The 12,860-nt window shown below is 47.8% G+C and carries 10 protein-coding genes; all 10 read right to left on the reverse strand.

The features are described 5' to 3' along the window. Positions 1 to 492 (reverse strand): type VI secretion system lipoprotein TssJ, encoded by a 492-nt coding sequence (tssJ, locus tag BCT27_RS08690; RefSeq protein WP_102318685.1) that lies wholly within the window; start codon positions 490 to 492, stop codon positions 1 to 3. A 2-nt stretch (positions 493 to 494) separates the two neighbouring features. Continuing rightward, complete coding sequence (locus BCT27_RS25830; protein ID WP_241908540.1) at positions 495 to 1,703, reverse strand: type VI secretion system-associated FHA domain protein; 1,209 nt, start codon at positions 1,701 to 1,703, stop codon at positions 495 to 497. Continuing rightward, positions 1,687 to 2,373, reverse strand: a complete 687-nt coding sequence (locus tag BCT27_RS08700; RefSeq protein ID WP_338417996.1) for a substrate-binding periplasmic protein — start codon at positions 2,371 to 2,373, stop codon at positions 1,687 to 1,689. The genes BCT27_RS25830 and BCT27_RS08700 overlap by 17 nt, the downstream gene beginning before the upstream one ends. Positions 2,374 to 2,427: 54 nt before the next feature. Next, positions 2,428 to 3,528: an ABC transporter substrate binding protein gene (locus BCT27_RS08705; RefSeq protein ID WP_422385950.1), complete on the reverse strand. Its 1,101-nt coding sequence runs from the start codon at positions 3,526 to 3,528 to the stop codon at positions 2,428 to 2,430. A 65-nt stretch (positions 3,529 to 3,593) separates the two neighbouring features. Next, positions 3,594 to 5,831, reverse strand: coding sequence for an MFS transporter (locus BCT27_RS08710; protein ID WP_102395567.1), 2,238 nt, complete (start codon positions 5,829 to 5,831; stop codon positions 3,594 to 3,596). After that, on the reverse strand, positions 5,824 to 6,993 hold the full coding sequence (locus BCT27_RS08715; RefSeq protein ID WP_102318688.1) for a D-alanine--D-alanine ligase family protein: 1,170 nt from the start codon (positions 6,991 to 6,993) through the stop codon (positions 5,824 to 5,826). Before BCT27_RS08715 ends, BCT27_RS08710 begins: the two co-directional genes overlap by 8 nt. A gap of 90 nt (positions 6,994 to 7,083) precedes the next feature. Continuing rightward, positions 7,084 to 9,696, reverse strand: a complete 2,613-nt coding sequence (tssH, locus tag BCT27_RS08720; RefSeq protein WP_102395568.1) for a type VI secretion system ATPase TssH — start codon at positions 9,694 to 9,696, stop codon at positions 7,084 to 7,086. An 11-nt stretch (positions 9,697 to 9,707) separates the two neighbouring features. Beyond that, positions 9,708 to 10,688, reverse strand: coding sequence for a type VI secretion system baseplate subunit TssG (locus BCT27_RS08725; RefSeq protein WP_102395569.1), 981 nt, complete (start codon positions 10,686 to 10,688; stop codon positions 9,708 to 9,710). Beyond that, positions 10,670 to 12,451: a type VI secretion system baseplate subunit TssF gene (gene tssF, locus BCT27_RS08730; RefSeq protein ID WP_102395570.1), complete on the reverse strand. Its 1,782-nt coding sequence runs from the start codon at positions 12,449 to 12,451 to the stop codon at positions 10,670 to 10,672. The genes BCT27_RS08725 and tssF overlap by 19 nt, the downstream gene beginning before the upstream one ends. Continuing rightward, a complete protein-coding gene (tssE, locus tag BCT27_RS08735; RefSeq protein WP_371976680.1) occupies positions 12,444 to 12,854 on the reverse strand; it encodes a type VI secretion system baseplate subunit TssE in 411 nt (136 codons plus the stop codon). The genes tssF and tssE overlap by 8 nt, the downstream gene beginning before the upstream one ends. Positions 12,855 to 12,860 lie beyond the last annotated feature (6 nt).

Genomic DNA, 12,860 nt, shown 5'->3' on the forward strand with positions numbered 1-12,860 from the left:
TTAATCCTCTGTCCCTGTCATCGTCAGGTTAATGCCATCCAATTGCAGCGTGATGGTCTGAGACCTATGCCCAAACGATGTGAAAATTGCTTTGTTATTGGCTTCTCGATAATTCGCAAACGCGACGATGATGCCGACAAATTTAGTTTCCGCATTGGCGGGAATAATTTCTGTGCGGGTTTCCCCGGGCATGACGCTCGGCAAGTAGCGCTTGGACAGCAGTCCTGCTTTCAATGCACCTTGGTCATCGTTGTACAGTTGAATGAAATCAGCCTGATTAAATGCTTCGCTATCAGCCAGTTGGTAAACACGAATCTCAACGGGTGAGGGTAGGTTATCCACATTAGGATTAATGTTGCTTTCTGCCCGAATATCCACGGTGAATTTCGGTGGTGAATCATCGCTGAACCAATCAATCGGATTGACGGAAACAGACGAACTGCACCCGGCTAACAACCCGAAAGAAAGAAAAGGAACAAGCAGTGCTTTCATCGTTACTTGTCCCCCACTTTCAACATGCGGTAAGACTCTTTGAAATACGCCCCGAACTTAATTTGCCAATCTCTGTTCGTCACCTGTCGTTGAAAGTACCGTTTGTACATGTCCCAATATTTGGGTTTTCGACCAAAAAAAGAGGGACGAACAAGATCGTTAAACATGCCTTCTAACGTATCAGGGGAAAGCTCTTCGAGTAAGCGTCCTAACGCCAACTCCATCGCCTTTTCAACGCATTGCTGCTCATGTTCTCGAGGGGTTACATATTCAGCAACAGACCTATGGTTCTGCCCTACAGGCTCAAACACATCTTCAGTTTGCGCCGAAAAACTAGGGAAGTTGTCATCACCATCAACAAAAGGATCATCAGAGAACCCGTGCGACAAGTCAGCAGTCGCATCCATATGCTCTTGTGAGGAAAATTGTGATTGTTTTGAATATGGCGCTGAAGGAGATGCTGCGTCAGATGGCTGTGACGAATAAGTCGAATTTGCATTCGAAAACGGATCATCTGTATGCATGCCGCTTTCACCAAACCCGCCTTTATCCTGCGCACCAAAACCAGATTGGTTTTGCTGAAATCCGCTGCTTTGTTCAGGGCGTAGTCGCGTTTTCAAAGGCGCTCTGCCCTGTTCATGTTGCGGTGTCGCAAACGTGTTTTCTTGGAAAGGGTCAGCATCAAACGCGTTTTGCTGAAAAGCAGCGCGATGTTGAGACGCTGATGCGCCTTGCCGCCCATTAATTGACTGCGTTGTCGCGGCAGTATTAAATCGAGGTGTAGCCTGCTGAGCCGGCTCGTGTTGCTGCGCATTTGCAAACGGATCATCACTGAACGGCATACCTTGTGAGCCCGCTAACGAGGGGTGTCTGGCAGCAGCTTGTTCGGGCACAAAGCAAGACACGAGCAAACGGTATTGCCCCACATTGAGCACATCGCCATCCGTTAACGTTGTTTGATTTCCTTTTCCCAGGGCCTTATGCGCCCCATTGATGAACAAACCATTCGTGCTGTTATCTACGACTTGGTAGCCACGCGCAGACTTTTTAATCATTGCGTGAGTGCCTGAAATCTCTCGACTTGCATCACTGAGTTGTAACGTCGAACCGTAGGCACGACCAATCTCGCCGCCTTCTTCTGGAAATTGTTTATTCCACTCTGAAACGGTCTCACCAGAGGGCGAACTAATAATCCTAATTGATAGCGGCATAGCCTCTTCCCGTACATTTCTTGGCAGAAGAATTAAACGAATCCATAAATTGCGGGTACTTCTCGACAAAGTTTCGAGAAAAATACACACCCAACGGATTGCTCTTTATCCGTTTTTTTGAAATCGCGCGGTAGCTGACACCCTGTTTTTTTATCGTTTCATCAATCACGGCATCGTTAGCCAAAATGGCCCCGACCTCGCCATTGAGCAGCAATTCAAGCAGTGCATCGGGTGAACGCGGCTTGCGCTCGACGCGGTAACCTTGCTTGTGTAACCAAAACCATTTGTTTGACCCAAACAGCGCCGCCACTTCAACGTGTTCTTTGAATTTTTCACTGCCAACATCTGTGGCATCGGAGAGAAAAACCCAACTCCACTTTTGTTCGTCAATCGGCGCTGAAAACACGGCATAGGTGTCACGAATGGCGTTTTGAGACGCGAGAAAGAAGCCGTGTTGACTGCCCACTTCCACCATCAACTGCGCCTTATCCCATTTCGTCATCGTAAGTTGATAGGGCTGTTTCAACGCTTTCATTACGCACTTTATAGATTCAACCCCGGGCCCTTTCATTTCACCTTCTTCTTGATATTGATAAGGAAACCATTCCTGTGTTGTCAGCAACAGTCGCTCAGGACCGGTATCAGCACTCACCCGAAGACTTGAAAACATAACCATCAATGCGGTGGTGATGAGCACGTGTCTAACTGTTTTTTTTGCTCTCAATTATTGCCTCTCCACACTCATGCCTTGAGAACGCACAACACTGCCGTTTTCTGAATACACATCGCTCGCCATTTCGAGCAACACTAACGGCACTGCTTTTTCTAGGCGTTTTGCTTGTCTAAAACTGATTGAAATATCGGGAGGTGAAATCACGCCGACAGGTAATCCACCCGCATTTTCACCATCGCGAAGAATACGAATGCCATAAAGCGCAGCTTGATGAGCGTTGTTCACAAAGCTCACGCCTACCGACATTAATGCACTGTGCTCTTCGCCATTGACCGCTTCTGGGACTACAGTCAACAGCGGCAAGTTTTGGGATAAACCATTAATTTCATCAACACGTGCAAGTAAGCTAGAACTGCCTGTTAACCAAAGAAGAGTGGTATCTAAATTGCCATCTTGTGATTTGAGGGCGCTGATCTCTGATGCCATGACCCGCTCAAGCATTTGCTCTTCATTAGATTCATCAACTTCAAAGCCCAGCACACGAATACCTCGGCGTTCGGCTTCTTTTTGGAGGGGTAAAAACTGGGTGAGATAAGCGCTTTTGTTTGTACGAGCATACAAAACGCCAATTTGAGACAGCTCTGGCATATATTTCAGCAAGAAACTCAATGTGACGTTGGCAGGAAGGTTGAGCGACGTGAATGCAAAGTTGTCACCAGATCCTCGATAGTCATCGATAAGCCCCATTAACACAGGATCTTTCGCATTCACTGACACGACAGGCAATTTCCCACCCTGATATAACGTGTGTACTGCAACCGTGGCTTTTGAACCCACGGTATAAATCAATTGTGCTTGCTGATCAGCAGAATCCAACACTTGTTTCAGCTCATCTACTGTTTCAGGCAGCTTAACCACATTGAACGAAATGCTGTCGAATTCTTGTTTATATACGTTTAGCATGGTCAGCAACGCCGTGTCATACGATGCCGCTTTTCGCGAAACAATGACCCAAACGGTGGGCGCGGACTTACGTGGGGAAATCTGTAATTCGCCATTTGTCCCTTCGAAGGTCCAATCGTCTTTTGCGGCAAGTTTTACCGTTTCTCCCATCCATTCAGGCCAATCCAATGGTGTCGCTCGTAAGGACATTGAGAACAAACCAAAGCTCAAAACACATGCCCAAATCATATTGTTCTTCAGAAGACAGCATGTGCTCATGATTGCACCTCGTTCATCGCCTGTCGGTCAGCATTGGTTGTACTCGTTAGGAAGAAAACAAGCCCCGCCAACACAAAGAAAGCAGCCAATAAGGTGAAGCTCAAACTGACACTGAAAGAAGTAATGAGGACACCAATCAGCATTGCGCCTGTTACATGCCCGATTCGTTCGAGGAAACGATAGGTCGCCGCCGCTTTTGCTTCTTCATCATTCGGTACACTGGAAACAATTTGCGTAACAACCGGGGCGTTGATCAGGCCATGGGACAAACCCAACAAAATCATCGCAAACGTGGTCACAAGAACTGTCATTGACATTGCATCTCGTTCTAGCCCCCAGCCAAGAGTCAGCAAAGCCGACGCTGTAATAAAACTGCCCACACTCAATGACAGCTTGGCACTACCTTTTTTGTCTATCATGGGGGTGACTTTGCCGTTCACGAACAAGACCACAATGGCGTAAGTCATAAGCACCTGGCCCACACTTTCCTTAGCAATGCCTTGGTCGGCCATAAGCAAAGGGACGGCAAAAAACACAACACCCGTTAGCAACATTTTTGCAGGAATGCCAACGAGCAATAGCGTGCGTAGGAAAGAGGCTTTGCGAAGATAGCGGGCAGAATCTCGGGCGAGTTCCATTGCCGCGTTCTTCACCATCATGACTTTGGAGACAGGTCGTTGCATATCTGTTTTTGATACCAAAGCGGGTAACCACTGCGCGAACAAAAACATGCCAAAGCCAATCATCGCTGACAGAGCGAAAATGCCATGAACCCCCAACATATCAGCCAAAAGAGCACCGAATGCTGCGCCTGCAATGAACCCCGCATTAAAGCAAAAAACAATGATGCCCGTGGCTTGCGTTTTATTGTGCTGGTTGCTGTAAGACAAAATATATTGTTGAACCGCAATAAACACCGCTGCCTGCCCGACACCAGAGATGAACCTTGCAGAAAGCAATACAGTGATGTGGTCGCTGAAAAATATCGCCAAACTGCCCAACGCCGCGAGGCAAATTCCAGCAAACAGGACGCGTCGATTATCGGCATACTCTGCCACTTTCGACGCGGGTAACAGTGTGAGCGTAAAACCAAGGAAATAGAGAGAGAAGAAAATAGAAGCCGCTGCATCAGTATATCCAGCGTCTATTGCCACTTGCTCAATGAATTGCGGCAAAATAGGTGCCATCAGCGCTTCCATGAGCACTGTCATCAACAGAAGTGGCTTTATCTTATCCAGCACATCATCTTTGCTCTGGTCATTGACTGCCGCGTCTTTACTCAGCAGTTTCACAAAGGCAAAGCAAACAAAAGCACAACCGCCAAACAAAATGGCAAAGCTTTTTAATACTTTGAGAAGCTGCCCGAGCAGCACTTCTGGGTGGAAAGCGATGTGAACGACATTGCCTCTGTCATCTTCACTTTCATACTCTGCAAGTTTTGATAACACTTGGCTGTGTTGATTATCTTCACTGCGTGCTACCACCTTTTCATCAACAAAAACTGTCAATGACGCCACTTCTTTGTTTGAACGGATGAAATCCGCCAACATCGTATCCATGCCTCCCACTAGGGCTGGATCTATGTCTGCTTGCAGCACAGGCGCTAGGCGATGTCCGATGATATTCGCCATCGAGTCAGCTTTGTTTTCGAGACTTTGTTTAAGCAACACCGTTACCAAAACAACCACCAACATCGTCATGGTCAAAAAAATCACAGAGAAGCTTTTTAGGTATCGGCTACCGCTTTGATTAAGCGTGACAGACCAAATAAACAGAGAAAGCAAAATCACCATGGCCCACAAAAGTATTAGGAAGCTCGCATCGACTTTTTCTTTTATTGGCGCATCACTCAGCAAGATATCTAGCGAGCCTGCTCGTGAGAATTTGTTATTAAGAGGAATAGTGATCAAGTTGCCCTCAATCACCGTGTTCGTGTAGCGATAAAGCTCGGTTTCACCCGAGGTTAAGCGCAGGTCAACAACGGAAGGATCGGTATCAGCAATTGGCGATAACAAGGTTTGAAGGCCGGCAATGTCTTGCAGCGGCACACCGGAACTTAAAATTTGCTCGATGTTGAGTTTAGCCACTTCAGCTTGTGCCAAAATCGCTTCTCGCGTTTGCTCCTGATAGCTTTTCAATGTTTGCGCATACCCAACAAACACCACGAGAGACAGAGAAAGTCCGAGCAACAAAATGCCGAAGAATACACGACTGTTTTTCGATAAATTACTCACACCCACCTCCTTCTGAACCCAGTTCAGAAAAGGCTGCCGTTAAACAATGAGAAACGTTTGTCGGTCTGTATCGGTGAAGCTGCTGTAGCCGATTAAATAATAGTGATTGGATTAACGATTCATAATCCAGCCCTTCGCGGCTTAACCCATAACTCACCAGATTAACTTCACTGTCTTTTGGCGATTTCAGGTCGGGCTTCGGGTTAGCTTCAAGAACAAACAGTCGCCCTTTTTTGTCCATTCGAAGATCAACGCGAATCAGGGTTTGGAGATTGAAGGCACGAAAGATCTGACACGCTAACGCGGAGATATCAGCCTTCAATTGTTCATCTAGCACTGCCTTGAGTCGATCAGACGTTATCGGGCATACATCCATCGACGTAAAAATCAGCTCGTCATCCGCCAGCAAACGCTCCGTTACAGAAAACACCAACGGATGGTCTTGTTCTTCAAGCTCGCCATCACGGTAAACAACCGGCCCCATGACAGCTGCAACAAACTCTGCACCCGAAAGATAAGGCTCGATGATGACTGCATTGTTCGTCGCAGCATGCACTTGATTCACTACATTCACCAAATCATCACGATCGAACACGGGATGCACATGGATAGATGCACGTCCAACAACCGGTTTCACGATGTAGCCCTGTCCAAAATCTGCATCCATATGATCAAGCATTCGTACTTGAGAGTCGGAAAAAAATGGGGATTCTGGTTGCAGTGTAATAAAAGGAGCCGTTGGAATACCAAGCGCAGAGAGCTCATTTTTGAACATCAATTTGTTGTCGAGCAAACCCGCCGTCATGGGGGCGTGACCCACGTAAGGGACACCTAGCATTTCTAACATGGAAGGTAAATGACACATGGAGTCAAAACCTTGCAAACCGCCACTATTTGCGAACACAAGGTCAAACTCACCATCTTTCAGTTGTCGCGGAAGCTTCATACTTTCTTCGAGCAACGAGACTCGTCGAAAGCCCGCCGAGTGCATAGCGTCAGCAATGTCTTCTGCAACAAGGCGATATGTTTTGGTCGAGCGCGGGCTCAGGTTTTCATAGATATAGTTATCTGATTGGTGTTTTTCACCGCCACAGACAATCGCAATCTTTACCTGTCTTTTAATCCATTTGATCTGTTCTTGATTAAACAGTGCCGCGCTCATACATCATCCTTAACGTCTTACAATTTTCGCCCAGTACCCTTGTTACTCTCTGGCACTGGCCGTACTTCAAACCGCTTCTAAGCCGTTCTTTTAGTCGATATCGAAACCGAATTGACTGCCATCAACGCGCACGCGAATGGCGGTGATTGGCTCACCTTCACTCATACGTGTAATGCATTGATTGGCGAGTTCAGGCATCAAGGTTCGATTAATGATTTGCTCGATCGCTCGCGCACCGGTTTCTGGCGAATGGTTACGCATCACGAGCTGCTCAATCACATCAACGGCGTACTCAAAGGTTGCGCCGTAATGCGCCGAAACTCGCTTCTCGATGCGTCTCAATGACAACTTGGCAATCGATGCCATCTCTTCTTCATTCAACGGGAAATACGGCACCACGGTGGCGCGCCCTAAGAATGCTGGCTTAAAGAAATTTTGGAGTTCAGGGAAGATGCGTTGTGTCAAATCTGGAATAGAAGGACGCTCCGTTGCGCAGGCGGCAACCACGGCACTGTCTGCCGCGTTGGACGTCATGATGATAATGGTATTGCGAAAGTCGATTTCTCGGCCTTCACTGTCACTGATCGTGCCTTTATCAAAAATTTGGTAGAACAGGTCATGCACACCTGGGTGGGCTTTTTCCATTTCATCCAACAAAAGCACGGAATACGGATTCTTACGCACGGCTTCTGTTAACACACCGCCTTTCCCGAAGCCCACGTAACCCGCGGGTGAACCCAGCAGCATGGAGATTTTGTGCTCTTCTTTGAATTCCGTCATGTTGATCGTGGTGATGTTCTGCTCACCGCCGTACAACAGATCTGTCAGTGCCAACGCCGTTTCCGTTTTACCCACACCACTCGGCCCGCACATAAGGAACACGCCCACTGGCTTACGTGGGTCAGTCAAACCCGCGCGAGACATACGAATCGCTTTTGAAATCTCATCAATAGGGGCAACTTGGCCTATCACACGCTGACCAATATGCGTTTCTAGGTGCATCAAGCGTTCGACTTCTTCTTTCACCATGTTGCCGACAGGGATCCCCGTCCACAGTGAAATCACTTCGGCGATGGTTTCTTGGTTAACTTGTGGCAATACAAGGGCATGCTCACCTTGAATATCGCGCAGTTCAGTCATTTTATCGTCAAGTTCTTTACGCTCAGGCAATGCAGAAATATCTTCGCCATCTAGGTATTTCTCATCCAAAGAATCTTGAAGATCCAGAATGCTCGATACCAAGGCTTTTTCTTCTTCCCACTGCTTTTCTAAGGCGTCGTGTTCTGTTTGCAACGACACCAAACGCGATTCAGCTTTCGCCAATTGATCACTTTCAATCGACCACAATGCCGACTCGTGACGAAGAGAGTCTATCTCGTTATTGGTGTAACGAATTTGTTCTGCCAAGCCTTCAAGTTGCTGTGGCGTTGCGCTTTGGCTCAAGCCGATTCGTGAACATGCCGTGTCCAGCAGACTAATGGCTTTATCTGGCAATTTACGTTCTGGGAGGTAACGAATTGACAATGTCACCGCCGCTTCAATGGCTTCTTGCAGCACTTTTACATTGTGGTGTTTTTCCAAGCTCGTTTTTACGCCACGCAACATTTGAATGGCATCTTCTTGGTTTGGCTCGCCAACAGAAACCACTTGAAAACGACGCGTCAGTGCGGCATCGGTTTCGAAGTATTGCTTATATTCCGCCCACGTTGTCGCGGCCAATGAACGAAATTCGCCACGTGCTAATGCTGGCTTCAAGATATTAGCGGCATCATTTTGACCTGCCGCACCACCCGCTCCAATCAGCGTGTGTGCTTCATCAATGAAGATGATGATCGGCGTCGGAGATTGTTTGATTTCGTTGATGATATCTTTAAGGCGGTTTTCAAACTCCCCTTTGATGCTGGCACCCGCTTGCAGAAGGGAGAGATCTAAGCTGCGCAGCTCAACGTTTGCCAAGACTGGCGGGACGTTTCCATCAACGATTTGTTGTGCAAGACCTTCAACAATGGCGGTTTTACCGACGCCCGGGTCACCCACAAGAATTGGGCTGTTTTGACGACGGCGACAAAGGATATCGATAGATTTACGAATTTCGCTCGAACGGCCAGAGATAGGGTCGAGTTTTCCGTTGCGCGCGGCCTCGGTGAGATTGTGAGTGAACTTGTCTAACGCCGCAGTTCCTGCATCGCTTGCTTCTACCAGTGCGCCGCCCGTAGCGGATGCCTCACCTAATTTACCGCCAGAGACTTCATTCGCTTTACTTTTAAGCCACTCTGACGACAGTTCGGAGATCCAATTGCTCAATGGGCCATTATAAGCACTTTGGGAAATGCGTTGCTGCAATACCAGTAACAGGTGAAAGTCATTCACACTCGCTTGGGATTGATTAAGTGACGCGAGCAGCCATGCATCTTTCAACAGTTCAATCAGTGCTGGAGACAACGACGGAGCAGCATCATTTCCACGTGCATACGAAGACAGTTTCTGATCGAGCTGCTCAAGCAAGGTCGACTTTGAGGCATTGCTTTGATTGACTGCCGCGTGCCAGCCAAGGGTTGAGTCTTTAATGAGCTCATAAAACCAATGTTCTAGTTCTACAGCGTAATGCGTACGTCCCATACAATCGCCAGCCGCAGCCTCAAGCGAAGATTTCACACCCGGTGCCAGTCTTCTCACCAGATTCTGTAGTTCGATGTTTATCATAATGGTATCCGTTATCCCTTCAGTGGCATTTCTACAAATGTCATCTTGTTATCCTGCGTCCTTATCCAAGCTGACTGGCCTAATTGCTGCCCTTTTTGCTGCGTCTCCGAGAGCGATAGTCTTGGGAGAAACTGCCCATCGACTTTCATCAACAAGCGAAATTTGAGGTTCACGCCAATGTATTGCGTCACCATTTGGTTAATGGCAGAGACAAGGCGTTTATCGCGACGAATAGCGCGGTAATCGTCGTAATTTTGTGGTCGAATTTTGACGTCGAGTTTTTGCCCCACCATGGCTGCCTTCTTGCCGATTAATGCATCAAAACCCAAAGCACGATTTTTTCCTGACATGCCGATTTGTATGAGCGCATCTTGGCTAATGGGTTGATAAGAAAGTGAACTGCGCTCCACATCAAACGGATAACCAAAATAGTCTTCAAGCATGCAACGGAGTGTTTCTGGGCAAGTAACCTTCAAGCCGATCAGGCCTGTGTATTGCACGAAATGGCTAGCGGGAATGCCTTCAACGCTTCCTACTGCACCATGTAAATTGATGAGCAAACGTGTTATCGACGGTCGGTAGCTTGCCCAATCGAAGGTTTCTTCTTCGCATTGCGCAGATAAGTTATGTTTGTTTTCTGTTTGGCAGAGCAAACGGTAGTACCGGTTGTTAAAGCTGTCGAAGAAGTCCGCCATCGCGTGATCTTCTTCGTCAAACACCGCTTGAATGGCTTCTTTATAGAGGCTTCGCGGCATCACCCCTTTCGCGCCAGACAGCCCCGGCAACGAGGTGGTGATCTGCCAATCATCATTCATGCTGCGTTCAACAGACACAATTTCAGAGTGGTAATACGCAGGAAGTCGCGCCGCTTTAAATCGAATGTTCGGGCGCACACCTTGCGCTTGAGCGTGGTGTTTTACCAACTGCCAACTGCTTTGCAAGGACGCAAGATACGGGTGCTCTACCCATCCTTTTAAAGAAGACTTTTGCATCCCGACCTCCTCGGAAAGGCTTGGAACACGCCGTCTTGTCCTTCAATCAAAATATCCACTTGCGTGAAGCTGTTGAACCCTGCAAAGCACGCAAAGAATCGATCGAGCAAATGGGAAAAAAGCTCAATGCCGCCAACCAATTCATTCGCATTGAGCGTGACGCTGATTTTAGTGCCATAAGCAAAACAGCTTTTGCCCGAAACACGAATTGGCGCAACCACTTGCTCGGTATCGATCGCCACCAGGGAGTTAATGTAGGCCGTGATTTGTTGGCTTTCTTGGTGGTTATACAGCGAGAACAATGACTTCAGTTGCGTAACAGGATCTTCAGCACCAAAAATGGCGTGATAGTTAAAATGCAGGTGCGAAAGCAATACCCAAGAACTGTTCTGGAGATCTTTCTTTGGCGCGGGCTGAGTTGGTCGGCGGCTCAATCGCGCCGTACCAGGAATGGTAATGGTTTCACGGCATTGAATATGGCTTTTGGTGTTGAGTTTGGCAGCTCGTCGCCCGTTCGAACACAGAGTCGTGACCAGCCACGTTCGAGGTTCGCTGTCAGCGCTTTCATTGCGCGTATCCGTGACCTTGAGCCGGTATTCCGTTTCGCCCGTTTCGGTATCACGCTCTGACAACTGCCAGCGATAACCGGTTTTTGATGCCTGATATTGGTCGCTGTATAACGCAGGAACAGACGTGGTTCCGCGTTCATCCACATCGTCGACGCTCACGATAGAAAACAGGGATAAATCGTTCGGATTGCTGGCATCAATCGTCAACGGATAGGAAGACTGAGTGAAATCAATGCGTGCCGGCTCTGCTACAACACGATGGAGATTAACAATAGGCGTGCTGTGCAGTGTGAAGTGAGATTTGTCGATGGCACGCGCCACATCCACTTCGAGATCTTCAACGAAGAGTTTGATCGTCAGGCTATGAGCGTCAATGTGCTTTACGGCATCGCCTAGATTCAACCGCAATGCATGGAAACGTTCAGGGAAAACGAAGAATTCAGTGAGGAGCTTAAAACCAAAGAAGCTGCTCGCGAGATACGGCAGTGTGGATTGCTCATTGTCAAACCCCACCACTTCGAGCGCATCTTTACCGAGAATGCGCTCCCCCCCGTCCCAAGAAACAACAACTTGCTCAATGCCGGACAACACCATGTCATGAAGGCGTAACATCAAGTTCGGATCGCCTTGCATTTGCAAGTCAATATAAGACATCGATAACGTCGATAAAGGCATGCCTTCATCAAACGCGCTAAAACAAAAAGCCAGCATCGCTTTAGATTGTTCAGCACCGCGGGGTTTTGCAACATCAAAAGGTGCCATCGCCACATCGACACCAGACAACGAAATAGGGTTAAGCGTTACGTTTTGCGTGGTGCGAAAAACAGCGTGATGACCATTGTCATCAGACACATCGAATTCAGTGTCTTTCGGAATCACGTGCTGCGCGGTTGCATCATCTCCAACATCAATACTGAGTATGCCAAATGAAGGAACAGGACGAAGGTAGTGTGGGAACAACAAGCGTAGCAAGCTTTCAGTGAATTCTGGATAAGCATCATCGAGGCGTTTTTGCAGCTTGCCGTTAAGCAATGCAACACTTTCAATCAACCGCGCAACTTGTGGGTCATCAACGGTTTCTTTGTTAATACCGAGCGAGCTTGCCGCGCCTGGGTGGCGCTGAGAAAACGCCGCAGCCTCTTCGCGGATAAAGCGTAATTCTTGTTCAAAATAGGCAAGCAGAGAATCAGACAAGGTTCGTTTTCCTTACATCAAGTGTGCTGGTACTGAAATCTAAAAACGAATCAAAAACGACCGTCTCATCACCTTGGTCAGTGTGCATAATCGCGGTAATGCGGAATTCGAGTTGGTTATTGGCTGTTGTGTCTTCATTGACCTCTAAATCAACCGCAGACAAACGCGGCTCGAACGTTTTGATGAGCTGTCGAATTTCTTCTCCGACCACTTCACTGTTCGCTTTGCTTTGAGAACGAGAGATATTTTGCATACCGAGGGTCGCAATGGTGCCCTTGAGAGAATTCGCGTCATTGTCCCCAGTCCAAATCGGGGCGCGTCCAGAAATTAACGAGGAAATGTGGGCGATAATGGCGTCACGCGCATCATCAAGATCGCCTCGCCATTGTTGTTTCAATTTCATGGTCAA

Origin of the sequence: Enterovibrio norvegicus, assembly GCF_002876705.1 — a bacterium.
Taxonomy (GTDB): Bacteria; Pseudomonadota; Gammaproteobacteria; order Enterobacterales; family Vibrionaceae; genus Enterovibrio; species Enterovibrio norvegicus_B.

Bases quoted from the DNA above. Each gene is read 5' to 3' on its own strand.
- tssJ (WP_102318685.1), bottom strand. From the start codon at position 492: ATGAAAGCACTGCTTGTTCCTTTTCTTTCTTTCGGGTTGTTAGCCGGG.
- BCT27_RS08705 (WP_422385950.1), bottom strand. From the start codon at position 3,528: ATGTCCTTACGAGCGACACCATTGGATTGGCCTGAATGGATGGGAGAA.
- BCT27_RS25830 (WP_241908540.1), bottom strand. From the start codon at position 1,703: ATGCCGCTATCAATTAGGATTATTAGTTCGCCCTCTGGTGAGACCGTT.
- BCT27_RS08715 (WP_102318688.1), bottom strand. From the start codon at position 6,993: ATGAGCGCGGCACTGTTTAATCAAGAACAGATCAAATGGATTAAAAGA.
- tssH (WP_102395568.1), bottom strand. From the start codon at position 9,696: ATGATAAACATCGAACTACAGAATCTGGTGAGAAGACTGGCACCGGGT.
- BCT27_RS08725 (WP_102395569.1), bottom strand. From the start codon at position 10,688: ATGCAAAAGTCTTCTTTAAAAGGATGGGTAGAGCACCCGTATCTTGCG.
- tssE (WP_371976680.1), bottom strand. From the start codon at position 12,854: ATGAAATTGAAACAACAATGGCGAGGCGATCTTGATGATGCGCGTGAC.
- BCT27_RS08700 (WP_338417996.1), bottom strand. From the start codon at position 2,373: ATGTTTTCAAGTCTTCGGGTGAGTGCTGATACCGGTCCTGAGCGACTG.